Origin of the sequence: Mesorhizobium sp. B2-8-1 (genome assembly GCF_006440955.1) — a bacterium.
GTDB lineage: Bacteria > Pseudomonadota > Alphaproteobacteria > Rhizobiales > Rhizobiaceae > Mesorhizobium.
Map to the genome: position 1 here is coordinate 94,435 of NZ_VFTX01000006.1, position 26,415 is coordinate 120,849.

Here is a 26,415-nt window from a genome sequence, read left to right on the forward strand (position 1 = left end):
TCTCTCGGAATCATAAGCACTTGCCAGTGAATCAACTCTCTGATTCTCTGCTCCAAAGCGTTTCCTGATTTGAGTCGTTCGACGCGTTTCCCGCGTTTTCCGTCTGGGGGGCAACCTGCCGGGAGACTCGGACTCAATGTTGCGGAAATCTTGGTTTTTGATCCGCCGTGAGAGGGGATGACGGGGAATGAAAAACAAGCATGTGGCCGTCCTGCTGGGTGGTTTCTCGTCCGAGCGGCCCGTGTCCCTGTCTTCGGGGAAGGCCTGTGCCGATGTGCTTGAGACGGAAGGCTATCAAGTCACGCGCGTCGATGTCGGGCGCGACGTCGGCTCCGTGCTTGCCGATCTCAGGCCCGATGTCGCCTTCAATGCGCTGCATGGTCCTTTTGGCGAGGACGGCACCATTCAGGGCATTCTCGAATATCTCGGCATTCCCTACACCCATTCCGGCGTGCTCGCCTCGGCGCTTGCGATGAACAAGGAGCAGTCGAAGAAAGTCGTGAAATTGGCCGGTGTCCCCGTCGCCGAATCGAAGGTCGCCAATCGCTTCGCCATTCAGAACAACCATCCGATGAAGCCGCCTTATGTGGTGAAGCCGGTCAATGAGGGGTCGAGCTTCGGCGTCGTGATCGTGCATGAGGGGCAGTCGCATCCGCCGCAGGTCATCGGCTCGTCCGAGTGGAAATATGGCGATACCGTCATGGTCGAGCGTTACATCCATGGGCGCGAGCTGACCTGTGCCGTCATGGGCGACGTGGCGCTTGGCGTCTGCGAGATCATCCCGACGGGCCATTCGTTCTATGACTACGATTCAAAATATGTCGCGGGCGGATCAAAACACGAATGCCCCGCAAAAGTTTCACCGAATATTTACCAAAAAATACAGACACTGGCGCTCAAGGCTCACCAAGCTGTCGGCTGTCGGGGCGTTTCCCGGTCGGACTTCCGTTATGACGATCGTCACTCCGAAAATGGCGAGGTTGTATGGCTCGAGGTCAATACCCAGCCGGGCATGACGCCGACGTCTCTGGTGCCTGAAATCGCCGCCCAGGCAGGGCATTCGTTCGGCGATCTGTTGAGTTGGATGGTGGAGGACGCTTCGTGTCTGCGTTGAAATGGGGGCAGGGCAAGGGGAAGGGCGTGGCCGGGCCGGCGCTGTTCAGCCTGCCATTGTCGTTCGACCATTTCGTGCTGCCGCGCGTGCTTCGCCGCCCGGTGCGTATCCTGGCGCGCCTGGGCGAGGGCGAATTCCAGGCGCCGCGCTTCTCCGCCGCGATCATGTCGGCAGTGCTCATTGCCTCGAGCGGCGCCTATGGCGCCTATCTCGGCGGTCATGCCGACGGCATCGTCCAGAGCATCACTGCCCGGACCGGCTTTGCCGTCGACCAGGTCAAGGTGGTCGGCAATCGCCAGACGTCCGAGATCGATATTCTCGACAGGCTCGAGCTCGATGGCTGGACGTCGCTGATCGGCTTCGATGCCGAGGCGGCGCGGGAACGCATCGCCACCTTGCCCTGGATCGAGGTCGCCGCGGTGCGCAAGGTCTATCCGCACACGTTGGAGGTGCGCGTCGAGGAGCGTCAGGCGTTCGCACTTTGGCAGCAGGGCAGCGATCTCTCCGTCATCGAAAAAGACGGTGCCGTTATCGCACCGTTCTCGGGTGGCAAGCAGGTGCTGCTGCCATTGCTGATCGGAGCCGGCGCGCCGGCCAAGGCGCCGGAATTCCTGGCGAAGATCGAAAAATACCCGGATCTCGCGACCCGCATCAGGGGCTATGTCCGTGTCGGCGATCGGCGCTGGGACCTGAAGCTCGACAACGGCATCACTGTCAAGCTTCCCGAGGATGGCGAGGATCAGGCACTCGCCGAACTCGTCGGCATGGACCATGACAAGGGGCTGTTGTCGCGCGACATCGCCGCCGTCGACATGCGGCTGTCCGACCGGCTGGTCGTGCAACTGACGCCGGAGGCGGCGACCCAGCGCGAAGCCGCGCTCAACGAGAAGCCGAAAATGCTGAAGCGCAAGCCGGAGACGAAGATATGAGCTGGCTTGGCGGTTCAAGCGATGCCTCGTCGCGCCGCTCCGGCACCTTGACGGTGCTGGATGTCGGTTCGAACAAGGTCTGCTGCATGGTGGCGAAGCTGAAGCCATGCGATGACGGCAAGCTGCTGCGCGGACGCTCGCACCGCATCCAGGTGATCGGCATCGGACACCAGAAGTCGCAGGGCGTCAAATCGGGCGTCGTCATCGATCTCGATCGTGCCGAACATGCCATTCGTCTCTCCGTCGACGCCGCCGAGCGCATGGCCGGGCTGACGGTCGATTCGCTGATCGTGAACATGACCGCCGGCCGGCTGAAGAGCGAAGCTTTCTCGGCAACCATCAATCTCGGCGGCCATGAGGCCGACGAGGCCGACATCAAGCGGGTGCTCGGTGCCGGCGCCAAGCAGGCGCTGAAGACGGAGCGCGAGGTGGTCCATTCGCTCCCCGTCGGCTTCTCGCTCGACGCTGAGCGCGGCGTGCGCGATCCGCGCGGCATGGTCGGCGACACGCTTGGCGTCGACATGCATGTGCTGACCGGCGACGCCGCTCCGATGCGCAACCTGGAGCTCTCCATCAACCGCTCGCATCTTTCGGTCGAGCGCATGGTGGCGACGCCCTATGCCAGCGGGCTGGCGGCATTGGTCGACGACGAACTGGAACTGGGCGCCGCCTGCATCGATATGGGCGGCGGCACGACGACGATCTCGGTGTTTTCGGAAGGCAAGTTCGTCCATGGCGACGCCATCGCCATCGGCGGCAACCACGTCACGCTGGACATGGCCAAGGGACTGTCCACCTCGCTCGATGCCGCCGAACGGCTGAAGGTGATGCACGGTTCGGCGTTGCCCGGCAGCGCCGATGACCGCGACCTGGTCTCGATCCAGCCGATCGGCGACGAGGGCGAAGTGCCGCTCCAGATTCCGCGCTCCGTCATGACGCGCATCGTGCGTGCCCGCATCGACGAGACGCTCGAGCTTTTGCGCGACCGGCTGAACAAGTCCGGCTACGGCAATGCGGTGGGCAAGCGCGTGGTGCTGACCGGCGGCGCCAGCCAGCTTGCCGGCCTGCCGGAAGCGGCGCGCCGCATCCTGGGGCGCAATGTGCGCATCGGCCGCCCGCTCGGCGTGGCGGGCCTGCCCGAAGCGGCGAAGGGGCCGGCCTTCTCGGCGGCCGTCGGCTTGTTGATCTATCCGCAGATGGCGAGCTTCGAGAGCCATCCGGCGAAAGGAATTTCCGGTCTCAGGATGACCGGAACGGGCGGAAAACTGCATCGCATGAGTCAGTGGTTGAGAGACAGTTTCTAATTGACGGGGACAGCCCCATAAGTGGCCGCGGCGGCGAAGCGGCAGGAAAGGCAAAGGACGGAGACAATGACCATCAATCTGCAAAAGCCGGACATCACCGAGCTTAAGCCACGCATCACCGTGTTCGGCGTCGGCGGCGGCGGCGGCAACGCCGTCAACAACATGATCACCGCCGGTCTGCGCGGCGTCGAGTTCGTTGTCGCCAACACCGACGCGCAGGCGCTGACCATGTCGAAAGCCGACCGGCTGATCCAGCTCGGCGCGCATGTCACCGAGGGGCTGGGCGCCGGATCCCAGCCTGAAGTGGGCCGCGCGGCAGCGGAAGAATGCATCGACGAGATCATCGATCACCTGTCCAACACCCATATGTGCTTCGTCACCGCGGGCATGGGCGGCGGCACGGGCACGGGAGCGGCGCCGGTCGTGGCGCGCGCCGCCCGCGAGAAGGGCATCCTCACTGTCGGCGTCGTCACCAAGCCGTTCCATTTCGAAGGCCAGCGCCGCATGAAGACGGCGGATTTCGGCATCGAGGAGCTGCAGAAATGCGTCGACACGCTGATCGTCATCCCTAACCAGAACCTGTTCCGGCTGGCCAATGACAAGACCACCTTCGCCGACGCGTTCGCCATGGCTGACCAGGTTCTCTATTCGGGTGTAGCCTGCATCACCGACCTGATGGTCAAGGAAGGCCTGATCAATCTCGACTTCGCCGACGTTCGTTCGGTGATGCGCGAGATGGGCAAGGCGATGATGGGCACCGGCGAGGCATCGGGCGAGGGCCGCGCGATGGCGGCCGCGGAAGCCGCGATCGCCAACCCGCTGCTCGACGAGACCTCGATGAAGGGCGCCAAGGGCCTGCTGATCTCGATCACCGGCGGCCGCGACCTGACGCTGTTCGAAGTCGACGAAGCGGCGACCCGCATCCGCGAGGAGGTCGACCAGGACGCCAACATCATCCTGGGCGCCACTTTCGACGAGGAGCTCGAAGGCGTCATCCGCGTCTCGGTTGTCGCCACCGGCATCGACAAGTCGGCGGCCGAAATCGCCGCCGCGCCGATCTCGATCCGCACCGCGCCGCAGAAGCCGGCCGCCCGCCCGGCCGTTGCCGCGGCGGAAAGCCGCCCCGCGCCGGTCCAGCAGGCTGCGTTCGAGCCGCGCGCCGCCGATCCGGTCGCGGAAGCGATCCAACTGGCCGAAGCAAACGCCGCGGCGATGGCACAAGCCCGTCCGGCGCCAATTGCCCATGCGGATGATTTCCGTCCGCAGAGCAAGATCTTCCAGGCTCCGCCGGCGCAGCCGCAACCGATGGTGCAGCCCGTGGTCCAGCAGATGCAGCCGGCGCCTCAGCCGCGCGAGATCCTGCGCGAAGTCCAGCAGCCGGTCGCGATGGCTCCCCAGCGCATGCCGCGCGTCGAGGACTTTCCGCCTGTCGTGAAGGCCGAGGTCGACGCCAAGAGCCGCCCGGCCGACCATGAGAACAGCGGACCGATGGGGCTCTTGAAGCGTCTGACCAACGGCCTGACGCGCCGCGAGGAAGAGCCTGCACGCCTGCAGCCGGCGCAGCCGCGCGAGCCCAAGCTGCGTCAGGCCGCACCGGAAGTGCGCCGTCTGGCAAGCCAGGACGCGCAGCTCTACGCGCCTCGTCGCGGCCAGCTCGACGACCAAGGCCGCCTGACGCCGCAGGCCAGGGCGACTCAGGAGGACGACCAGCTGGAAATTCCGGCGTTCCTGCGTCGCCAGGCCAACTGAGCGGTTAACGGGCTGTAACAATTGTTAACAGGCAAGCAAGGAATTGCTTGCCTGTTAACGTTTAAAAGAATGGAAATTCAAGCACTTAAGAGGCTATCCATACGTCGGTTGCGGTTACAAAGAGTAAGAAACCGTGATTTGGACTATCCCTGACGGGACATTATCTTCATTGCCTACCGTCGTCGGTTTGCCGGGATTTCGGGGGAAGTGACCTGGCCTGCCGATTTTTACAAGAGAGCCGCGCCCTCGGGCTGGAGAAGCGGACCTAGGCATTTCGGGCTTATGGGGATTGTCTTGCACGACTATCAGACGACAGTGAAGACGCGCGCGTCGCTTACGGGCACCGGCGTTCACAGCGGCAAGGAAGTTTCCATCAGCTTTCTCCCGGCAGATGCCGACACCGGCATCGTTTTCCAGCTTTTTAGTGAGAACGGGCAAGGTCGCGAGTTCCGCGCCCTGTTTTCCGAGATCGGCGCAACCGATCTGTGCACCATGCTCGGTGACCCCTCTGGCGAGCACATCGCCACGGTCGAGCACATCATGGCGGCGCTGTTCGGGCTCGGCATCGACAATGTCATCATCGAGATCGACGGCCATGAGGTCCCTATCCTCGACGGCAGCGCCATGGCGTTCGTCGAGGCCATAGACCAGGCCGGCATCGAAACGCTGTCGGTCAAGCGGCGCTACATCCGGATCGTCAAGCCGGTCCGCATCGAGAACGGCGCCTCCTGGGCTGAGTTCAGGCCCTATGACGGCACCCGCTTCGAGGTCGAGATCGATTTCGAAAGCCCGGCGATCGGCCGGCAGCTGTTCGCGTCCGACATCAATGCGGACATTTTCCGCCGCGACATCGCGCGCGCCCGCACCTTCGGCTTCATGAAGGACGTCGAGCGGCTGTGGGCCGCCGGCTATGCGCTGGGATCCTCGCTTGAGAATTCGCTGGTCATCGGTGACGACAACCGCGTCATCAACATGGGCGGCTTGCGCTACCCCAACGAGTTCGTACGCCATAAGACGCTGGACGCCATGGGCGACCTGGCACTGGCCGGGGCCCGCTTCATCGGCTGCTTCCGCTCCTATCGTGGCGGCCATAGGCTGAATGCGGCCGCCTTGCGGCGCGTGCTGTCGGACCGTACCGCGTTCGAGATCGTCGAAACGACCCGCCGCGAGCGCGGCCGTGCGGCCGAGATGAGCGCCGTCAACGCGCCTCTCTATGCGCCCTGGATGATCTGAGTCGCCGCCACTTTCCGGATACCATCGCAGCTCGCTGGTGTTGCATGAATGCATCATTTGCCGGCGAAATCGCAGGGATGCTCCGGCGCGGCCCGGCCGCCACAAAAATGTTCGATTGCCTAGACATAGCGTTGCCGGGCAAGGCGGTTATGGTTTATGGCTGCTGCCGTCGATAGTGCATGTCGCCTGGAAGTGGGGACCAGTTTTGGGGAAACGATATGCAACAGGCACTGAAATAACGCCGAAAGGGCGCAATCCAATCATGTTCTTCAAGCGAGTCGGTCAATTGAAAGCGCCGCAGCGGTCCGTTTTCCTGGCGCTTTCGGTGGTTGTTCCATCGCTCTTCCTGTCTGCTTGCATGTCGTCGGAAAAAGATATCGACCTGTCGACCTATGTCGATCAGACCGAGCCGGCCGACGTTCTCTACAACCAAGGGCTCGCCAATCTGAATGCCGGACGCCTCGACGAGGCGAGCAAGAAGTTCGACGCGGTCGACCGCCAGCATCCTTATTCGGAGTGGGCCCGCAAATCGATGGTGATGGGCGCGTTCGCCGACTATCGCAAGGGCAGCTACGACGAAGCGATCTCGTCGGCCAAGCGTTATCTGACGCTGTATCCGTCAACGGATGACGCGGCTTATGCGCAGTACATCATCGGCCTTAGCTACTACCGCCAGATCAAGGACGTGACGCAGGATCAGAAGGAAGCGCGCCAGACCGTGCAGACCATGCAGGATCTCGTGACGCGCTGGCCTAATTCAGAATATGTCGATGACGCCAAGGAAAAGATCCGCTTCGCCAACGACCAACTCGCCGGCAAGGAGATGCAGATCGGCCGCTATTATCTCGAACGCCGCGAATACATCGCCGCGGTCAAGCGCTTTCGCAATGTGGTCGAGAATTATTCCAACACCCGGCATGTCGAGGAGGCGCTGGCGCGCCTGACCGAGAGCTATTATGCGATGGGCCTGACTTCGGAGGCGCAGACCGCTGCCGCCGTTCTCGGCACCAATTATCCCGACAGCCCATGGTACAAGGATTCCTACAAGCTCCTGCAGAGCAACGGGCTTGCGCCGCGCGAGAATGCCGGCTCGTGGATATCCAAGGCCGGGAAACTGATCACCGGCGCCTGATGCAGGCGTAACGATGCTTTCCAGGCTGTCGATCCGCGATATCGTCCTGATCGAGAAGCTGGATATCGACTTCCAGCCCGGTCTCTCGGTGCTGACGGGCGAGACCGGCGCCGGAAAATCCATCCTGCTCGACGCTCTGTCCTTGGCGCTTGGGGCTCGCGGTGACGCTTCCCTGGTGCGCCACGGCGCGGCACAGGGCCAGGTGATTGCCGTGTTCGACGTGCCGCGCAACCATCCGGTGCGCGCGTTGCTTGCCGAGAATGCCATCGAGGACGACGGCGACATCATCCTGCGCCGCTTGCAGACTGTGGACGGCCGCACCCGCGTCTTCGTCAACGATCAGCCGTCCAGCGTGACGCTGATGCGCGACGTCGGCCGCGCGCTGGTCGAGATCCACGGCCAGCATGACGAACGCGCCCTTGTCGATCCCGGCGCGCATCGCGACGTGCTCGACGCCTTCGGCGGCCATCTCGGCGCCGTCCGGTCGGCGGCCGAGGCCTGGCGGCACTGGCGCGCCTGCGAGCAGGAGCTCTCGCGCCATCGTGCCAAGGTGGCGGCGGCGGCGCGCGAAGCGGACTACCTGCGCGCAGCGGTCACGGAGCTGACCAAGCTCGATCCGCAGCCGGGTGAGGAGACTGAGCTTGCCGACTTGCGCGCCCACATGATGCGGGCCGAGAAGATCGCCTCCGAAATCCACGACGCGCAGGACGTGCTTTCGGGTCCATCCTCGCCCTTGCCGCAACTGGCCAGCCTGCTCAGGCGGTTGCAGCGCAAGGCCGGCGAGGCCCCCGGGCTGCTCGACGAAGTGGTCAAGTCGCTGGATGAGGCGATGCTGTCGCTCGACGCGGCGCAGTCGGGTGTCGAGGCGGCTTTGCGCGCCACCGAATATGATCCACAGCGGCTGGAAAAGGCGGAAGAGCGATTGTTTTCGCTGCGCGCGGCATCGCGCAAGCACAGCGTTGCCGTCGATGATTTGGCGCAATTGCGCGACACGATGGTTGCCGATCTTGCCGATCTCGATGCCGGCGAGGAGCGCCTTCATGGGCTGGAAAAGCAGGCGGCCGCAGCGCGCGAAGCCTATGATATCGCCGCCGCGCAGTTGTCCTCGCTTCGCCATGCCGCGGCGGTCGGGCTGACCAAGGCGGTGATGGCCGAACTGCCGGCGCTTAAGCTCGAACGCGCCGCCTTCATCGTCGAGATGAAGAGCGAGGCCGAGAGCCGCATGGAAGAGGGCATCGACCAGATCGAGTTCTGGGTGCGCACCAATCCCGGCACGCGACCCGGGCCGATGATGAAGGTTGCTTCCGGCGGCGAGCTTTCGCGCTTCCTACTGGCGCTGAAGGTGGCGCTGGCCGACCGGGGCTCGGCGCCAACGCTGGTCTTCGATGAAATCGACACAGGGGTGGGCGGCGCCGTCGCGGATGCCATCGGCCAGCGGCTGGCAAGATTGTCCAGGCGCGTGCAGGTGCTCTCGGTCACCCATGCGCCGCAGGTGGCGGCCCGCGCGGCGACGCACTTCCTGATCTCCAAGTCCGGCAGCACCGACAAGGTCGCGACCGGCATCGCCGAAATGGACCGGGCGGCGCGCCAGGAAGAGATCGCGCGCATGCTGGCCGGCGCCACCATCACCGACGAAGCGCGCGCGGCCGCCGAGAGATTGCTGCGGGAGAATACGGCGGCTGCCTGAAAGCTCGTTTCCCGTGAAGGCGAGTCAGGATATGGCTGCATCCTGCTGTTCAGGAATGATTTTTTCGCAGGCCGGCTCCCTCCTGCCAAATCCTGATTTATAGTGGCGCCCAACCAAAGTGCGCTGCGCCTTGGTTATTGTTTTGTGCATGTCGTTGCCCCAAAATCGCACCATATTTTGGGCGGCGTGCATTGGTCAGGGAAGCCGTGCGATGTCTGAAAGACCAGTCGATTCACTCAGTGAGAGCGAAGCCGAAGCGGAGCTGAAGCGCCTGGCGCAGGAGATCGCGGAGCACGACCGCCGCTACCATACCGAGGACGCGCCTGTTATCACCGACGCCGCCTATGATGCGCTGACCCGGCGCAACTTCGCCATCGAGCAGCGCTTTCCCGCCCTGGTGCGCGAGGATTCGCCATCGCGCAGGGTCGGTGCCGCGCCGGCGGAAGGCTTTGCCAAGGTGCGCCATGCCGTGCCCATGCTCAGCCTCGCCAAGGCCTATACCGACGAGGACGTCGCAGATTTCATCGAACGCGGCCGGCGCTTCTTCGACCGCGACAAGGATCTCGACATCGCCTTCACGGCCGAACCGAAGATCGACGGCCTGTCGGCCTCGCTGCGTTACGAGAACGGCGTGTTCGTGCAGGGCGCAACGCGCGGCGATGGCGCTGTCGGCGAAGACATCACCGCCAATCTGAGGACCATCGCCGATATTCCCGGCAGGCTGAAAGGCTCGGGCTGGCCCGAAATCATCGAGATACGCGGCGAGGTCTACATGACCTATGCGGAATTCGAGGCGCTGAAGCAACGCTCGGCGGCCGCCGGCGGCCAGGACTATGTCAATCCGCGCAATACGGCGGCTGGGTCGCTGCGCCAGAAGGATCCATCGGTCACCGCCAGCCGGAACCTCAAATTCCTTGCCTATGCCTGGGGCTACACGACAGCCGACCCCGCTCCGACACAATACGATTCGGTGCAGAAATTCGCGGAATGGGGCTTCAAAGTCAGCCCGCTGATGGTGCGGGCGAGGTCGGTCGGCGAGCTGATCGCGCATTATCACCGCATCGAGGAACAGCGTTCTTCCTTGGGCTACGACATCGACGGCGTCGTCTACAAGGTCGACCAACTGGAGTTGCAGCGCCGGTGGGGCTTCGTCACCGGCGAACCGCGCTGGGCCATCGCGCACAAATTTCCGGCCGAACAGGCGATGACGACCGTGCAGAAGATCGATATCCAGGTCGGGCGCACCGGCACGCTGGCGCCGGTAGCGAGGCTTGCGCCCGTGACAGTCGGGGGCGTCGTGGTCGAGAACGTCACGCTGCACAACGAAGACTATATCAAGGGTTTCGACAGCAACGGCCAGCCGATCCGCGACGGCATCGACGTGCGCATCGGCGACACCGTGGTGATCCAGCGGGCAGGGGATGTCATCCCGCAGATCGTCAGTGTCGTCGTCGACAAGCGTCCGCCGGATGCCGTGCCTTACGAATTCCCACATACTTGCCCGATCTGCGGCTCGCCGGCGACGCGCGAAATCAACGAGAAGACCGGCAAGGAGGATTCCCGCAGGCGTTGCACGGGCGAACTGATCTGCCCCGCGCAAGCCGTGGAAGGGCTGCGCCACTTCGTGTCGCGCGGGGCCATGGATATCGAGGGACTAGGCGCGGAAAACATCGACCTGTTCTTCAATGCGGGCCTGGTCAAGACGGCCGCCGACATCTTCACGCTCAGGGATCGGCGTCCCGCCGTCACCAAGGCGCTGGCCGAGCGGCGCGAGGAGCAGGCGAGGCAGCGCGAGGCGGCGTCGGGCAAGACGCGCAAGAACGTGCGCAGCGTCGAGGACCGCAACTATGAAGGGTTGGACAAGCTCTTTGCGGCGATCGATTCGCGCCGCGAACCCGAGCTCGACCGCTTCATCTTTGCGCTTGGGATCCGCCATATCGGCGAAACGACGGCGGCCGTGCTTGCCCGGACGTTTTCGACAATCGAGGAACTGATCCGCGTCGGCAAGGAGACCGCGGCGGCTGACGATCCGCATAGTGTCTTCCCGTCGATCAACGGCATCGGCGATACGGTGATCAACGCGCTGGCCGATTTCTTCGGCAATGAGCGCAATGACGACGTGCTTGAGGCGTTGCTTAAACAGGTCAGGCCGAAGCCGTATGTCGTCACCGTCTCGGCCGACAGCGTGGTCGCGGGCAAGACCGTCGTGTTCACGGGCTCGCTGGAAAAGATGACGCGTTCCGAAGCCAAGGCGATGGCCGAACGGCTGGGCGCGAAGGTGGCGGGCTCGGTTTCGGCCAAGACCGATCTGGTGGTGGCGGGGCCCGGCGCCGGCTCGAAACTCAAGCTTGCCAGTGAACTCGGCATCGAGGTCATAGACGAGGACGCGTGGCTGCAGCGGATCGGCAAGGCATGATGTCAGGCGAATTCAAGGGGTTCGGCCAGAAGGCTATTCCGTTCCTGAAGGCACTTGATTTCCACCAGAGTCGCGAGTGGTTCGTAGAGAATCGCGACCTGTTCGAACAGGAATTGCGCGATCCGCTGGGCGATCTGGTGGAGACGCTCACACGCCGTTTCGGCGAGGCCGGGCTCGGCCTCAAGGGCGACCGCAAGAAATCACTGTTCCGGATCAACCGGGACGTGCGCTTCGCCAAGGACAAGCGGCCTTACAACCGGCATCTGTCGGCGATCCTGTCGCCCGACGGCACCAAGATGGAGCAGGGCGTGTTCTATGTCCACGTCGGGCTGGAACGCTGCTTCGCCGACATTGCCTGGTGGCAGCCCGCCCCGGAACTGTTGCTCGCCATGCGCAAGGCCATCGCGGCAAGGCCCGACAGGTTCCGCGCCCTGGTGGCCGCCTTGAAGAAGAATGGTCTTGAGTTCGAGACGGAGGGCCGCATGAAGCGCACGCCGCGGGGCTTCGAGCATGTCGGTGATTCCGATCTGGCCGAGGCCATCCGCAACCGTCATTTCTACGTCCAGCATGTCATCGATCCGGCGGGGATCCACACGGCGGCGCTGGTCGACGAGCTGGTCGATTTCACCATGCGCGCCAAGCCGCTGCTCGATTGGGGGAGGGCGATCGAGGGCAAGGTGGCGCAGGGCTAGGATTGGTCCTGGCAATCATTTCCGCTGATTGTTGGGCTCAACCGAATTCGTGTGACAAGGCGGGCCACGCTACCTAGATCAGGCCATTCTCCTGGGAGTTATCCATGGTGTCGGATGCAATTTCCGAGAACGGCGCAAAGAGCGATTTCTGGCAAGGCGTGCGGCTTTCCATGCCGGTCGTTGTGGCGTCGGCGCCGTTCGGGGTGCTGTTCGGGGCGCTGGCCGTCGACAATGGCTTCTCGGTGTTCGAAGCCTTCCTGATGAGTGCGATGATTTTCGGCGGCGCCAGCCAGATGGTCGGCATCGAGCTGTTCGGCCAGCATGTCGCGCCGTGGCTGATCGTGCTGTCAATCTTCGCCGTCAATTTTCGCCACGTGCTCTATTCGGCCGGTATCGGCCGGCGCATAGCGCACTGGCCTGTGGTCAGCCAAGCGCTCGGCTTCTTCATCCTCACCGATCCGCAATTCGCCGTCGCCGAGGCGAGGGCGCAATCCGGCGAGACGGTCGGCTTCGCCTGGTATCTCGGGCTCGGCCTGCCGGTCTATGTATTCTGGGTGATCGAAAGCGCGCTCGGCGCGGTGTTCGGCAAGCTCATCCCCGACACGCATGCGCTGGGCATCGATTTCCTGCTGCCGATCTATTTCCTTGGCCTGGTGATGGGCTTCCGCAAGCGGCCGTTGTGGCTGCCGGTGGTCGTCGCCAGTGCTTGCGCCTCGATCGTCGCCTACAAGACGGTAGGTTCGCCCTGGCACGTCTCGATCGGCGCCATCGCCGGCATGCTGCTGGCCGTCATCCTGCCGCCCCACCACTCAGGCGTGAAGGCACGGCCATGAGCACGACGTTCTGGATCATCATCGCCGGCGCGATCGCCACTTATCTTACGCGCATCGGCGGACATCTGGTCATCTCGCGCTTCGACAATATCCATCCGCGCGTCGAGGCCGGCCTCAACGCGGTGCCGGCGGCGGTGCTGACGACATTGGTGGCGCCGGAACTGTTGAATGCCGGACCGGCGGAATGGGCGGCGTTGGTTGTCACCGCTGTGGTTTCGCTGCGCGGCGGGCTGATGGCGATGTTTTTGGCTGGTGCGGCGATGCTGATCCTGGCGCGGCAGTTCGTGGGGTAGAGTTCCGGGCGCGATCGTTCGAACGCTGGCGCCGCCTTAGACGTACTCAAATCTTAGCGCCATGCGGTAACGGCGCCGTTGCCTTTTCCAGCCAGGCCAGCGTCTCGCCGTCGAGCATCGGCCCGATCTCGGCCAGCACGCGGGCGTGGTAGGTGTCGAGCCAATGCAGCTCGTCGCGGGTCAACAAATCCGAGCGCACCAGCCTGACGTCGATCGGCGCCAGGGTCAGCGTCTCGAAACCGTGCATGGCGATGTCGCCGCCGTCGATCTGCTCGGCCGGCGTCACCAGGATGAGGTTCTCGATGCGGATGCCGTAAGAACCTTCCTTGTAATAGCCCGGCTCGTTGGACAGCATCATGCCTTCGAGCAGCTTTTCGGTGCCCGTGCGGGCGATGCGTTGCGGGCCTTCGTGCACCGCCAGATAAGAGCCGACGCCATGGCCGGTGCCGTGGGCGAAGTCGCAGCCGTGCTTCCACAGCGCCATGCGGGCGACGGCGTCGATTTCCGAGCCGCGCGTGCCGGCGGGGAAACGCAGCGTGGAAATGCCGATCATGCCTTTCAGCACGAGCGTGAAGCGTTCGCGCATTTCCTCGGTCGGCTGGCCGATCGGCACGGTGCGGGTGATGTCGGTGGTGCCGTCCTGATATTGGGCGCCGGAATCGAGCAGGAACAGCTCGCCGGCCTGGAGCTTGCGGCTGGTGGCGCGTGAGACGCGGTAGTGCATGATGGCGCCATTCGGGCCGGCGCCCGAAATGGTGTCGAAGGAGACGTCGCGCAGCGGCATTTGCGTTTCCTCGCCGGTCTGCCGGCGCGTCTCTTCCAGCCGGGTGACGACCGCGATCTCGTCGAGCGAGCCGGGCTTCTGGCGGTCGAGCCAGCACAAAAGCTTCGCCACCGCCGCGCCATCGCGCCGATGCGCGGCGCGCGAGCCGTTGATCTCGGCCTGGTTCTTGGTGGCGCGCGGGATGCGGGCCGGGTCGGGAGCGGCAATCACCTCGCCGCCATTGTCCTCGACCAGCATGCGCAGCCTGTCGGCGGCCAAAACGGGGTCTAGCGCGATTTTCGCGCCGCTCTTGGCCAGCGCCACGACCGCTGCCTCGAATTCACCGGGCTCATGGGGCTCGGCAAGCTGGGTGAGATACGCCGCAACCTGGCGCGAGAATTTTCGGCTGTCCATGAATAGCCGGTGCCGTCCGTCGGCAGCGAGGACAGCAAAGCCGAGCGCCAGCGGCGTGTGCGGTACGTCGCCGCCACGGATGTTGAAGGCCCAGGCGATCGAGGAGGGATCCGTCAGCACCGCATGGGTGGCGCCCTCCTGGCCGATCGCCGCCGCCAGCCGCGCCAGCTTGTCCTTGGCGAGCTCGCCGGCAAAACCGATGGGATGGAGTTCGACAGGAGCGACCGGTGCATCCGGCTGATCCTTCCAGATTATGTCGATCGGGTTCGCCTCGAGCGGCACCAGCACGGCGCCGGTCTTTTCGGCCGAGGCCCGCAGCGCCTTGACCTCGCCGATCGTGTGCAGCCAGGGGTCGAAGCCGAGCCGCGCGCCCTTGCCGAGGTTATCCTTGAGCCAATTTGCAGGCGGATTGTCGACCAGGCTCTCGATCGAGAAGATACCGAGATCAACCTCGCCGCGCACCTGCAGCGTGTAGCGTCCGTCGACGAAGATGAAGGCGCGGTCGCGCAGGATGATGGCAACGCCGGCGGAGCCGCTGAAGCCGGTCAGCCATTTTAGCCGCGCCGAGCGGTCGGCGACATATTCGCCCTGATGCTCGTCGGCGCGGGGAACGACAAATCCATCCAGGCCGTTTTCCGCCAGCCATTGGCGCAGCAGCGCCACGCGCGGTCTGCCGACGGCCGGATTGCCAGCGGAATCAAAGGTCTGGAACATGGTGGCGTCTCCCTCGGATAGTGCCCGACCGTAGCGCATGGAGCTGGAAACCGGAATCGATTTCAGCAGGGCCAGACGGGGCTGCGTCACCGTTTGAGATGGATCGTCACCCAGCCTTCGCGGTGCAGCGTTCTGACATGGCGAAAGCTCTGGCCGACATAGGCGGAGATCACCGCATCGCGCTGCCGGTCGAGGATGCCTGACAGCACCAGCGAGCCGCCGAGGCTGATGTGTCGCGCCATTTCCGGAGCAAGCCGCATCAGCGGCCGCGCCAATATGTTGGCGATGATCAGGTCGAAAGGCGCACGCCTGGCAAAGATCGGATGGTGGAATCCGGGTGCGGTCACTGTTTCCACCAGCGCCTTGACGTGGTTGAGCCGCGCATTGGCGGCGGCAACGCTTACCGCCACCGGATCGATGTCGGTCGCCAGCACGGGAATATGGAAGAGCTTGGCCACAGCGATGGCCAGCACCGCGCTGCCGGTGCCGAGATCGAGCGCGTTGCGCGGCCGCTCGCGCCGCGTCACCTTTTCCAGCATTTCCAGGCATCCGGCGGTGGTGCCGTGGTGGCCGGTGCCGAAGGCCAGCCCCGCTTCGATCTCGATGGCAAGCTCGCCACTGTGGCGTTTGCGGCGATCATGCGCGCCATGCACGAAGAAACGGCCGGCACGCACCGGTTTCAGCCCTTCCAGCGAGCGCGCCACCCAGTCGATATCGGGCAAGGTCTCGCGCTCGACCGGCCTGGACAGGGCTAGCCCTGCCAGAATGTCCTTCACCCGCGCCTCGACCGCATCCACATCGCCGTCGGCATAGAGAGAGACTTCATGAATGTCCGCGTCCTCATCGACCTCCAGCACGGCTATCGGCAAGCCTTCGTCCTCAAAGGCGGCATCGAGGGCGGCGAAAATTCTGGTGGATTCGATCTTGCCGGCGGTGAAATGGAGCCGCGTCTGGGTCATGGATTTCGCATCAGCCCTTGGCCGCGAGGCGTTTGAGCTTTTCCACCGCGGTGTCGGCGCTTTCGCCATAGGCGATCGTGCCGGCGAAATCGCCCTTGCCGTTGAGCAGCAGCACCGAGGCGGTATGGTCCATCGTGTAGTCGCCGTCGCCGGTGTCGACTTTCTTCCAGTAGATGCCGAAGGACTTCGCCATGGCGTGGACCTTGTCCGGGTCGCCCGATATGCCGGTGATGCGGTCAGAGAAATTGCTGACATAGGCGTTCATGACCGCGGGGGTGTCGCGCTCCGGATCGACCGAGACGAAGTAGGCATGCAGGTTCTTGCCATCGTCACCAAGCGTCTTCAGCCAGCCGGACAGTTCGAACAGCGTGGTCGGGCAGACCTCTGGGCAATGGGTGAAGCCGAAGAAGACGACGCTGGGGTGGCCCCGGAAGGCGGCTTCGGTGATCGGCGCGCCTTTCTGGTCGACCAGCGTAAAGGCGGCACCGAAAGGCTCGCCGCCATAGTGGCCGCGATACCAGTCGAAGGTCAGCCAGCCTATGCCGGCCGCCATCAGGACGAGAATGCCGACCAGTATTGAGCGCATCATCCGCAGGATTCCGTCTTGTAATTTCATCGGCATGCCGGTCATGGCCAGGCAGCCCTCGGTTCGGCGAACAGTCTTAGCGGTTCGACCGGGTACACGCAAAGGTGCCGCGTTGACGCAACCGGCCGTGACCTATGCCGGCGTTTTGATCGGGGCCGCCGGCTTGCAATGCAACGTCCTTCGCCCCACCTGAGACCGGCAAACTTGAACCTCGGAGGCTATCTTGCAACGACTGATTGGGCGAAATCTGATCGGCGGCGCCCTGGCCGCGTGCCTTGTCCTTGGCGCCGGTGCCGCAGTCGCCGATGAAGTCGGCAAGGTCGGCGTCGACTGGCTCGGCAACGACATCATCGTCGAAGCGATCAAGGACCCGAAGGTGGACGGCGTCACCTGCCACGTGTCCTATTTCGACCGCGGCATCATCGACCGCCTGCACAAGGGCAACTGGTTCGAGGATCCTTCCGATTCCTCGATTTCGTGCCGCCAGACCGGTCCGATCACCATCGGCGACATCGACATGAGCGAAGGCGGCGAGGAGGTGTTCAAGCAAGGCATCAGCCTGATCTGGAAGAAGCAGGTGGTGAACCGCATCTACGACAAGGCCAACGAGACGCTGATCTACCTCTCGCATTCGCGCCAGGTGCAGAACGGCTCGGCCAAGATGTCGGTCACCACCGTGCCGCTCTACGGCCAGAACGTGGTGTGGACGAAGGGCAAGCCGAAATAGATGTTCTTTCGTGCAATTGACCTGACCGACAATTGCTCCCGGCTTGCGGGAGCTATTGCCCTGACGTAAAGCCGCCCGCATGGACCGTTCCGAAAATCTCGTGCTGAAAGATCCTGAGCCGCGTATCCATCCGACGGCGGAGCTGAAAGCATGCAAGCTCGGTCGCTACGCCTCGATCGGCGAGCGGGTGGTGCTGCGCGAAGTGAGCGTCGGCGATTTTTCCTATTTCGAGCGGCACGCCGAGGCGATCTACACGAACATCGGCAAATTCTGCTCGATTGCCGCCAACAGCCGCATCAATGCGCTGGATCATCCGATCGAGCGACTGACCCAGCACAAGGTCAGCTACCGGCCCAACGAATATTTCCGCTGGCTGGGCGTCGATGCCGTCTTCCGCGAACGGCGCCAGGCGAAGGCGGTGAGCATCGGCCATGACGTGTGGATCGGCCACGGGGCCGTGATCATGCCCGGCCTCACCATCGGCAATGGCGCCGTCGTCGGCGCCAATGCCGTCGTCACGCATGACGTGCCGCCCTATACGATCGTCGCCGGGGTGCCGGCCAAGCCGCTTCGGCCGCGTTTCGCAGCCGATATCGCGGCGCGGATCGAGGCTCTCGCCTGGTGGGACTGGCCGGTCGAAAAGCTCGCCAGCGCCGTTCCCGACATGCAGGCCATGCCCATCGAGACCTTCCTGGATCGCTGGGAAAATCACGCCGCGTGAGTTCGCGCCGGCGCGGCTGAAGAGCACGCGCATTTGCGCCAAAGGCGCGCTTCAGGGAACCATTGTGCGAGCGCTCCGGACTGAACCCCTTCCGTCATGCGGGGGTGGCGCAACGGAAGGGCTGGAGGTAAACCGCTGTGAAGCGGAAGGAACAGGCCTGTTTTGCCTGCACCGTTACTGTGACACCAAACCGATAAAGTGTGTTGTCCTTCCGATTCCCTTGATGCGTGCATTCGATTGCGGCGGTTGTATTTCTTTCCGATGGGAACCCGATATGGCCGCCGGTTGTTCCTTCCGGCGTACCGCACGGCGCGGCGCTGTTTGAGGGACCCTATGATCGAGAAGCTCTTCACCAAAATCGCCAACCGGGTAGCCCACCTTGCGGGGCTGTCGCCGACATTCGCACTCTGCTGCCTGATCGTCATCATCTGGGCAGTAAGCGGCCCACTCTTCGCCTTCTCGGACACTTGGCAACTGGTGATCAACACCGGGACGACGATCATCACCTTCCTGATGGTGTTTCTCATCCAAAACACCCAGAATCGAGACGGCGCGGCAATCCAGGCCAAACTGGACGAGTTGATCCGGGTCAGCGAAGCCAAGAACACCTTCATCGGTATCGAGCATCTGACCGAAGCCGAGGTCCAGGAGATCCGTGCCAAATGCGAGCGGGCAGCGAAGCGGCATGACGAGAAAATCGCGGCCGTAGCTGCCAAGAAAGCCGTGGCGTCAAAGAGCAAACCGAAAAAGCAGGTGGCTCGAAGCACCGGCTGAAACCGGTTAACCCCCAAGGGTTCCGTCGTTGCTCGAATGCGACCCGATCCGAACACCGGCTCTCATTTTTCGGACATGCTCATTGCTTCATGAATGCCGCGAAGGCATCCTTGTGGTCGGGGTGCCAGCGCGACAGAGCAGGGCGGTTTTCGATGATGTCGCCGATCGCCCAGGCCATGCGTTTCTCATCCAGCGGACGCGTCACCTCGTTGTCAGGGCACAGGATGTAGAAGTCGCGCTTTGTCAGGGATTCCAGCATGAAATCAATGACCTGTTCGCCGGTCCAGGCGCCGGCCGGCTTCTCGGTCGCACCCTCGGTCAGGCCGGTATAGGTGAAGCCCGGGATCAGCAGATGCGCCGACAGATGGGCACCCGGTTCGTTGCGCAGGGCATGCGCCAGTCCCTCGGTAAAGGTCTTCACGCCGGCCTTGGAGACGTTGTAGGCAAGGTTTCCAGGCGGCGTGGTGATGCCTTGCTTGGAGCCGGTGTTGACGATCAGACCCGGCTGGCGGGCTCCCAGCATGCGGGGCACGAAGGCTTCGACGCCATGCACGACACCCCAGAAATTGATGTCCAGCAGCTGCTTCCAAGCGTCGCGGTTCTCCCACGGCTTGCCCGGGTTGTTGCCGACACCAGCATTGTTCATCAGCAGCGACACATTGCCGAAGGCGCCAAAGGCTCTTTCGGCGAGACGATCCACGTCTTGTGCCTTCGAAACGTCGGCGGCGACGGCCAGCACGGCATCGTCGCCGGCGATCGCGGAAACAACACGGGCCGCATCCTCAAGACGCGGGCCGGCGATATCGGCGAGCACGATCTTCATGCCCATGAGAGCCAGCCGCTTCGCGGCCGCAAGACCAATGCCGCTGGCAGCACCGGTAATGACGGCGGCATTGCCCGAACCAAGCGCGGGCAAAGCGGTCTGGAGTTCTGCGTCGGTCAGCATGGGCGGCGGATTCCTTCTTGCGATGGCGCCGAACTTAGCGCCGGAGCGGGCTGGCGCAAGCCTCCACGCGCCTGGCTGCGCTTCAGCAGCCTGCTGGGCCGGGTTGACCGGTCCAGCCGAGACTGCGCATGGTGCCTCGCAAAAAGGAGATTTCCCGATTGACGGACTGGATCGAAATCCTGAAGCAGCAGACCACCATTGGCGATCAGATGAGCCGCGAAGTGCCGCAGATGCTGGCAAACCCCGAGATCAACGAAGCACAGGTGAAGACGCTGTTTTCCGCCTTGGAAAAACAGGCGGATTTCGTCGAGAAGCTGCGCATGGCGCTGGAAAAGTTCGGCCATGACTTTGCGGTCATCAAGGCGGCGGAACGGCTGGAAGAGCGCTACGCCGATCTTGCCGCGTCGGTGGCCGAGAAGCTGAAAGCGATGCGCGAATAGATCCCTATTTTTCGATCACGCGTGCGAAACGCCGGTCCGGCACAAGCCAGACCAGGGCAACCAGTACATAGATCGCGACGCCGATCCACTGGCTGATGAAGGTCAGCGGGATGGCGCAGAGATAGGCGACAAGCGAGATCTTGCCCTTGCGGTCGTTGCCGATCGCCCTGGCAAAGGCCGTATCGTTGCCGTGCAATCGGTGAAGCGTCACGACGAGAATGAAGTAGGCGATGGCGCACAGCGCAAGATCGGCGCCGTAGACGGCGACCGGCACCGGCGCGAAATGGTTTTCGCCCATGAAGGCCGTCGTCACCGGCATCAGCGACAGCCAGAACAGGAGATTGAGGTTCGCCCACAACACGCGGCCGTCGACCCGCTGCACGGTGTGGAACATATTGTGCAAATTGTTCCAGTAAAGGCCGACGTTGATGAAGGACAGCACGTAGCTGAAGAAGATCGGCCATAGCGGCAGCAAGGCCGAGAGATCCTCGCCGTGCGGCACCTTCAGTTCAAGCACCATGATGGTGATGATGATGGCCACGACGCCGTCGGTGAATGCCTCGACCCTGCCTTTGCCCATGATTTGCGCCCTATGTCCGGTGTCGATCGTTGAAGATGGTAAATCGTTAGCTGATGTTGTCAGGCCGATAAACGCCATCCGGGGAATTTCTCAACTATATCAGGGGAAACTCTCCCGCCAGGCCGGCTCGCGGCAATGGTTTGCTGTGGCAAATTGTTGACTTTTCTTGCCACAGTCCTCCATCGAAGACAGCCTCGGCTGAATCACATAAGGCCGAGCGATCGAATGGAGTGACTGATGAGATTTCGATTTCTGCTCTGCCTCGCGACCATTCTGGCCGCCATCCTCGGCACGTCGGCCGCCGCGTTCGCCTACAGCGCCCACACCACCACCAACCTCAACGTGCGCTCCGGGCCCGGGGCGGGATATGCCAAGGTGGGGACGCTGCCAGTCGGCTACAGGGTGAACGTCACCGGCTGCCAGCCGGGTTGGTGCAGAATCCATGGCGGCGGCCTCAGCGGCTGGGCCAGTTCCGGCTATCTCTCGCGGGTTCATGTCGTTCGCCCGCCAGTGATCATCGTGCGCCCGCCGCATCGTCCGCCGCACTGGCAGCATCGGCCGCACCGTCCTCCGCACCATCGCCCGCCGCACAAACCGCGTCCCGGAAAGTGCAAGATCGCACCGGGTTTCTCCTGCAAATAGGGGATTTGCAGCGGGTCGCACGACAGGATGTCGTGACAGATCGGAGCCATCGGCTCCGATCCGGGCCTGTTCAGGCGGCAGGTTTCGGGGCAACGTCCGTCATGCTGCCAGGAGCCCGCCGGCCGGAACGTCGGGAGTAAGGGCGCGTTAAGGTCGCGATCCCTGAAACTGATGAAGAGGTTTGGCCATGGCCATTCGTGACTTGGCGCATTCGCGCAACGAAGCAGGCGGCGAGGCTCTCGCAATCCCGGTGGTCGCCACAATGATCGCCGTTCTGTTTGCCGGCAGCACGGTGCTGACGCCGCTCTACATCATCTACAAGCAGCAATTCGGCTTTTCACAGATCACGCTGACGCTGGTCTACGCGGTCTATGTCGTCGGCAATCTCGGCGCCCTGCTGATGTTGGGCGGCGCGTCGGATGTCGTTGGGCGCCGGCCTGCCGCTCTCGCGGCCATGATCGTCGCCGTCGCCAGCGCGCTTGTCTTTCTGTTCGCCAACAATGTCGTTTTGCTCGATGTGGCGCGCGTCCTGAGCGGGCTTGGCATCGGTGTCGGCGCGGGGACCGGAACGGCATGGATCGCCGAGCTTCTCCCCGGCGCTGACAAGGCGCGCGCCAGCGTCATTGCCACCAGCACCAATTTCCTGGGCCTCGGTTTCGGCGCACTCGTTTCGGGACTGTTGGCGCAGTATGAACCGTGGCCCTTGCGCCTGGTCTTCATCGTTTATCTGGCGGCGCTTGTGATCGTCTCCATCCTGGTCTGGCGTACACGCGAAACGGTGGCGGAGCCTGGCGGCCTCGGGCAGATTTCCATGCGGCCGCACTTTGCCGTGCCGGATGAAATCCGCGCGCGCTTCGTCGCGCCGGCGGTGACCGGTTTCGGCGCCATGGCGCTGGTCGGCTTCTATGCCGCGGTGGCGCCAAGCATCCTGGCGCAGCAACTGCACGAGACGAACCATGCTGTCGCCGGTGCGCTGTTCTTCGAATTGGCGATCATCACCGCGCTCAGCATAGTTGCGCTGAAGCAAATGCAGAGCGGCAAGGCCATGCTGGCCGCGCTGACGTTGATGATTCCCAGCATCCTCATGGTGGTGGCGGCGCAGATGCTGGCGTCGATGGCGCTGATGATCGCCGCCACCGCCTGCTGCGGCGTGACGGCCGCACTCGGCTATCGTGGCAGCCTGCAGGTGGTGAACGAGATCGCACCGGAGGATCGCCGCGCGGAAGTGGTATCCAGCTTCTTCATCTGCTGCTTTATCGGCAATGCCTTGCCCGTCATCGGCATTGGCATCATCTCGACCTATGCCAGCCCCATCGCGGCCAGCCTGGCGTTCGCCGCGATGATCATCGTGTTTGCGCTGGTCGCGCTGGGCTTTGGGTTGAAAAACAGGCCTTGAGAGCGGCCAGCTTCAGCCGTTCGGCGTCTCTGGGGAAAAATGCGCGCGTTGGCGCGGCACGCCGAGCCCGGTGTCGGGCGGCTCGCCGGCGGCCGGCCTGTTCTCGATCATGTGCAGGGTGCGCCAGCCGCCGAGACGGTAATAGGCCGCGGCCAGCAGCAGGGAGGTGATCGAGCCGGCGGGGAAACTCCACCACAGCGCCTCCTCGCCGATCACATCTCGCATGAAATAGGCAAAGCCGGTGCGCACGACCAGTACCGAGATCACCAGGATGACCAGCGGCGGCATCACGGCGCCCGTGGCGCGCACGGTGGCGAACAGCACGATGGTGACGCCGAACAGGATGAACGACCAGGACGCGACGTTGTTGATGTGAGCGGCGATGTCTATCGCCGCGCTGTCGCGGCTCAGGAACAGGCTGAGGATCGAGCGATCGAAGACCCATAGAAGTGCCACGAGAGCACCGGTCAGCACCAGGTTGAAGCCGACGCCTGACGCTGCGATGCGGCTGATGCGGTCCCAGCGGCCGGCGCCGACGTTCTGCGCCGCCATCGAGGACACGGCCGCGCCGATGGCGAGCGCGGGCATCTGGATGTAGGTCCATAACTGCGCGGCGATGCCGTAGGCGGCGGCCACCTGCGAACCGTAGGAATTGACGATGCCCATCACCGTCAGGGCCGCGGCCGAAATCACGATCATCTGCAAACCCATCGGCACGCCCTTGAAGACGACGACGCGCAGCAAGGCGGGGTCCGGCCGCAGCAGCGCCAGATTGGCGCCGGCCAGACGCAGCGGGTGCTTGCGGACATAGAGCACGATCAGGATGGCAATGACGCTCACCGTCTGGCCCACAAGCGTCGAGGTTGCCGAGCCGGCGATGCCGAGCTCTGGAAACGGCCCGATGCCGCGGATGAGCAGCGGGTTCAAGATGATGTCGAGCACGACGGCGAGCGCCATGAAAAAGAACGGCGTGCGCGAATCGCCGGCGCCGCGCAGCACCGTCATCACAAAGGACAGAAGGTTCATCATCGGCACGGCCACGAAGATGATGCGCAAATAGGAGCGCGCCAGCGGCAAGGCGTCGGGCGGTGTGCCGAGCGCGCCCAGAATGGCGTCTACCCAGATCCAGCCGCAGACGGCGAACAACACCGAGACGAAGAAGAAGAAGGTAGCGCTGGTGCCGACGATGCGGCGCGCCTCGGGTAGGTCGCGGGCGCCGACCGATTGCGCCACCAGTATGGTGGCCGCCATGCCGATGCCGAACACCGTGCCGAGGATGAGGAACAGCACCAGATTGGCATTGGAGGTGGCGGTGAGCGCGGACTCGCCGAGGAAGCGGCCGACCCAGACGGCGTTGACCGAGCCGTTAAGCGATTGCAGCACGTTGGAGCCGAGCACCGGCAGGGCGAACAGCAGGAGCGTGCGCTGAATGGGGCCGCTGGTCAGGTCACCGGTGCGCCGGCGCGCGGGCATCTTTTCATCCATGGCGGGCATCCGGCAAAGCTGGTTCTTTTGAGTCCGGCACGCAGGATACCGCAGGCCCGACCGGGATGCACCCTTGCGAAAGGAGCGACGGCGGGCAAGGCACGCCGTCGTGCATCCGATCAAGCTTGTCGGGCAGGAGGCGCCAGGCGGCGCCTGCTGCAAGATGCTTACTTCCTGGCGAGGCCGGGAAGCGTGACCTGATAGACAAGGAACATGGTGTCGACATCGGCGCCGTCCTCGGCCTTGTAGGGCGCGCCGACCTGGAAACCGTCCTGGGCGAGGAAATCGTTGTCGTTGGCGACGAACAGGAAATAGTCGTCGGGCAGCTTCGGATCGAGCACGCTCGCCAGCGACATCGCTTCCCACTTTTCCGAGAGGTTGTCCTTGTCGTTGGGCGCGCCATTGTGCAGCCCGAAGCGGGCAAGCTCGGCCTTGTCGTTGATGTCGATGAACGGCATCAGCCTTGCCGGCGTGACCGACGGATCGAGCACGCCCTTGGGCGCCACCGGCTTGTCGGCGGCATCGAAGGGACCGCCGGCGATGTCGGTCGCGCCGGAAAGGTCGACAATGTCGATCTTGCGATACAGCGACTCTTCGCCCTTCAGGCCCTGGCCATTGCCGCTGTCGCGCGCCAGCATCAGGAAAGCCGTGTCCGACAGCGCCACGATCTCGCTTTGCGCAGCCACCTTGGTCTTGCCCTTGGCGTCCTTGAACACCGGCAGCGGCACGACATATTCATGTGCCAGCTTGAGATGGGCAAGATCGGAGGCGTCATAGATCAGCGCCCTGGTGTTCTGGCGCGTCGAGGCCGAATCGCCGCCGTCCTGCCGGGTCGCCGACTGCAAGACCGCGATTACGAATTTGCCGTCCGGCGTCATTGCCATGCCTTCGAGGCCCTGATTGTTCTGGCGGCCGGTTTCGGGATCGTTTGGGTCGGGTTCGGCAGCACCTGGGCCCGGATTGTCGGAAGCAAAATTGGCCGTGCCGTGGCGCATCGGCACGAGCGCGGCCGGAGGCTGGGTCGCCGACATCAGACGGCCGTCGGCGGAGAAGCGGTAGATGTCGGGACCGTATTCGTCGGAAACGAGCATGGTGCCGTCGGGCAGCCGCACGATCGCCTCGTTGTCGAGCGCGAGCTTGCCATTGTCGGCCTGGGGCAGGACAGGCATGTCGCCGGCGGCGGGACGCACGCCGTTCAGCGGGTCGAGACCGGTGACGTCGGCACCCTTGTCGTCGGTCAGGAGCATGGTGTCGGCGAGCGTCACCTTGACGCCGGTCTGCTCCTGGCCGGCCGCGGGCGCGGCACCTGGTGCCACCGGGGCGAACTCGATGTTGATCGTGTTGAGGCGCGGCCGGTAGTCGGTGGTACCGACGACGTTATAACCGCGGTCGGGCAGCAGCCACAGCGGGCCTCTGTAGGTGCCGGCATCATGCGTCCAGCCCGCGGTGTCGATCGACATGCCGGAGCCGGAGCCGAAGGTCTCGCCGAACCTGTCGCGCTGGCCGGCCGGGATACGGCCAACCCCCGCCAGCCCCTTGTTGACGAAACTGGCGCCGCCGACGCTGGCCGAGCTGTCGGCGAAGGCGGGCAGCGAAACGGCCGAGGCCGCCAGCGCGGCGACCAGCAGCCGCAACGAGAATGAGCGTAGATGCGTCATGGATATCCCCTTGATGACAAAGCGCCGGGACGGCGGAATTCTGAGGTTGCCTGGCGGCGGCGAGGCTGCCGCCCTGGAGGGCCGCTTGTGCCCTCGGCAAGCGGTCTAAGGCGCGAACATGATGCTTGCATGACAGTTGGTGACGCATTCGCGTCGGCCCGCCGCGACGCTGCTGGGGAAGTGCGGCCGCGCCGGAAAATCGATCGTTCCAACACAGGTTCGACAGCG

General features: G+C 63.8%; 24 protein-coding genes. 17 read left to right on the top strand and 7 right to left on the bottom strand.

All coding sequences use genetic code 11. The features are described from left to right. The first annotated feature begins 187 nt into the window (after positions 1-187). From FJ428_RS17190 to FJ428_RS17240, 11 genes are all read left to right on the top strand, one after another. A complete protein-coding gene (locus tag FJ428_RS17190; RefSeq protein WP_140495223.1) occupies positions 188-1,114 on the top strand; it encodes a D-alanine--D-alanine ligase in 927 nt (308 codons plus the stop codon). Continuing rightward, positions 1,102-2,043, top strand: a complete 942-nt coding sequence (locus FJ428_RS17195; protein WP_140495225.1) for a cell division protein FtsQ/DivIB — start codon at positions 1,102-1,104, stop codon at positions 2,041-2,043. The genes FJ428_RS17190 and FJ428_RS17195 overlap by 13 nt, the downstream gene beginning before the upstream one ends. Continuing rightward, the gene (ftsA, locus tag FJ428_RS17200) at positions 2,040-3,347 is read left to right on the top strand and encodes a cell division protein FtsA (protein ID WP_140495227.1); all 1,308 of its coding nucleotides are present in this window, start codon (positions 2,040-2,042) and stop codon (positions 3,345-3,347) included. The genes FJ428_RS17195 and ftsA overlap by 4 nt, the downstream gene beginning before the upstream one ends. 66 nt (positions 3,348-3,413) lie before the next feature. Then, entirely contained in the window at positions 3,414-5,096 is a 1,683-nt protein-coding gene (gene ftsZ, locus FJ428_RS17205) for a cell division protein FtsZ (protein ID WP_140495229.1), read from the top strand. Positions 5,097-5,378: 282 nt separating this feature from the next. Next, entirely contained in the window at positions 5,379-6,329 is a 951-nt protein-coding gene (gene lpxC, locus FJ428_RS17210; protein WP_140495231.1) for a UDP-3-O-acyl-N-acetylglucosamine deacetylase, read from the top strand. A gap of 262 nt (positions 6,330-6,591) precedes the next feature. Continuing rightward, positions 6,592-7,461, top strand: coding sequence for an outer membrane protein assembly factor BamD (locus FJ428_RS17215; protein WP_140495233.1), 870 nt, complete (start codon positions 6,592-6,594; stop codon positions 7,459-7,461). A 13-nt stretch (positions 7,462-7,474) separates the two neighbouring features. After that, the gene (gene recN, locus FJ428_RS17220) at positions 7,475-9,148 is read left to right on the top strand and encodes a DNA repair protein RecN (protein WP_140495235.1); all 1,674 of its coding nucleotides are present in this window, start codon (positions 7,475-7,477) and stop codon (positions 9,146-9,148) included. 211 nt (positions 9,149-9,359) lie between these two features. After that, the gene (gene ligA / locus FJ428_RS17225) at positions 9,360-11,564 is read left to right on the top strand and encodes an NAD-dependent DNA ligase LigA (protein ID WP_140495237.1); all 2,205 of its coding nucleotides are present in this window, start codon (positions 9,360-9,362) and stop codon (positions 11,562-11,564) included. Beyond that, positions 11,564-12,256, top strand: a complete 693-nt coding sequence (locus FJ428_RS17230; RefSeq protein ID WP_140495860.1) for a TIGR02453 family protein — start codon at positions 11,564-11,566, stop codon at positions 12,254-12,256. Before ligA ends, FJ428_RS17230 begins: the two co-directional genes overlap by 1 nt. 104 nt (positions 12,257-12,360) lie before the next feature. Then, positions 12,361-13,089, top strand: coding sequence for an AzlC family ABC transporter permease (locus tag FJ428_RS17235; RefSeq protein ID WP_140495239.1), 729 nt, complete (start codon positions 12,361-12,363; stop codon positions 13,087-13,089). Beyond that, positions 13,086-13,382, top strand: coding sequence for an AzlD family protein (locus tag FJ428_RS17240; RefSeq protein ID WP_140495242.1), 297 nt, complete (start codon positions 13,086-13,088; stop codon positions 13,380-13,382). The genes FJ428_RS17235 and FJ428_RS17240 overlap by 4 nt, the downstream gene beginning before the upstream one ends. Positions 13,383-13,428: 46 nt before the next feature. Here FJ428_RS17240 and FJ428_RS17245 read toward each other — a convergent pair whose 3' ends face one another. The 3 genes from FJ428_RS17245 to FJ428_RS17255 form a co-directional block, all read right to left on the bottom strand. Further along, on the bottom strand, positions 13,429-15,273 hold the full coding sequence (locus FJ428_RS17245; protein WP_140495244.1) for an aminopeptidase P family protein: 1,845 nt from the start codon (positions 15,271-15,273) through the stop codon (positions 13,429-13,431). Positions 15,274-15,359: 86 nt separating this feature from the next. Further along, entirely contained in the window at positions 15,360-16,232 is an 873-nt protein-coding gene (locus FJ428_RS17250; protein WP_140557545.1) for a 50S ribosomal protein L11 methyltransferase, read from the bottom strand. A gap of 10 nt (positions 16,233-16,242) precedes the next feature. Continuing rightward, positions 16,243-16,821: an SCO family protein gene (locus FJ428_RS17255; RefSeq protein ID WP_140495247.1), complete on the bottom strand. Its 579-nt coding sequence runs from the start codon at positions 16,819-16,821 to the stop codon at positions 16,243-16,245. A gap of 220 nt (positions 16,822-17,041) precedes the next feature. Here FJ428_RS17255 and FJ428_RS17260 point away from each other — a divergent pair, with 220 nt between their 5' ends. From FJ428_RS17260 to FJ428_RS17270, 3 genes are all read left to right on the top strand, one after another. Next, complete coding sequence (locus FJ428_RS17260; protein WP_140630936.1) at positions 17,042-17,545, top strand: CreA family protein; 504 nt, start codon at positions 17,042-17,044, stop codon at positions 17,543-17,545. A 79-nt stretch (positions 17,546-17,624) separates the two neighbouring features. Next, positions 17,625-18,266, top strand: a complete 642-nt coding sequence (locus FJ428_RS17265; protein ID WP_140559531.1) for a DapH/DapD/GlmU-related protein — start codon at positions 17,625-17,627, stop codon at positions 18,264-18,266. A gap of 333 nt (positions 18,267-18,599) precedes the next feature. Next, entirely contained in the window at positions 18,600-19,040 is a 441-nt protein-coding gene (locus FJ428_RS17270) for a low affinity iron permease family protein (RefSeq protein ID WP_181165307.1), read from the top strand. Between the two features lie 79 nt (positions 19,041-19,119). Here FJ428_RS17270 and FJ428_RS17275 read toward each other — a convergent pair whose 3' ends face one another. Further along, positions 19,120-19,986 (bottom strand): SDR family NAD(P)-dependent oxidoreductase, encoded by an 867-nt coding sequence (locus FJ428_RS17275; RefSeq protein ID WP_140516569.1) that lies wholly within the window; start codon positions 19,984-19,986, stop codon positions 19,120-19,122. Between the two features lie 158 nt (positions 19,987-20,144). On the opposite strand from FJ428_RS17275, the gene FJ428_RS17280 reads away from it, so the two are divergent. Further along, positions 20,145-20,426 (top strand): hypothetical protein, encoded by a 282-nt coding sequence (locus FJ428_RS17280; RefSeq protein ID WP_140495255.1) that lies wholly within the window; start codon positions 20,145-20,147, stop codon positions 20,424-20,426. 4 nt (positions 20,427-20,430) lie between these two features. Here the strand turns inward: FJ428_RS17280 and FJ428_RS17285 are convergent, their stop codons facing one another. Continuing rightward, positions 20,431-21,006: a TMEM175 family protein gene (locus tag FJ428_RS17285; RefSeq protein ID WP_140495258.1), complete on the bottom strand. Its 576-nt coding sequence runs from the start codon at positions 21,004-21,006 to the stop codon at positions 20,431-20,433. A 237-nt stretch (positions 21,007-21,243) separates the two neighbouring features. Between FJ428_RS17285 and FJ428_RS17290 the strand changes: the two genes are divergently transcribed. Next, positions 21,244-21,648: an SH3 domain-containing protein gene (locus FJ428_RS17290; protein ID WP_140685488.1), complete on the top strand. Its 405-nt coding sequence runs from the start codon at positions 21,244-21,246 to the stop codon at positions 21,646-21,648. A gap of 187 nt (positions 21,649-21,835) precedes the next feature. Then, positions 21,836-23,044, top strand: a complete 1,209-nt coding sequence (locus tag FJ428_RS17295; protein ID WP_140685489.1) for an MFS transporter — start codon at positions 21,836-21,838, stop codon at positions 23,042-23,044. 12 nt (positions 23,045-23,056) lie between these two features. Here the strand turns inward: FJ428_RS17295 and FJ428_RS17300 are convergent, their stop codons facing one another. Both FJ428_RS17300 and FJ428_RS17305 read right to left on the bottom strand, forming a co-directional pair. Then, a complete protein-coding gene (locus FJ428_RS17300) occupies positions 23,057-24,529 on the bottom strand; it encodes an MATE family efflux transporter (RefSeq protein ID WP_140739514.1) in 1,473 nt (490 codons plus the stop codon). A 167-nt stretch (positions 24,530-24,696) separates the two neighbouring features. Next, positions 24,697-26,187 (bottom strand): esterase-like activity of phytase family protein, encoded by a 1,491-nt coding sequence (locus tag FJ428_RS17305; protein WP_140739511.1) that lies wholly within the window; start codon positions 26,185-26,187, stop codon positions 24,697-24,699. Positions 26,188-26,415 lie beyond the last annotated feature (228 nt).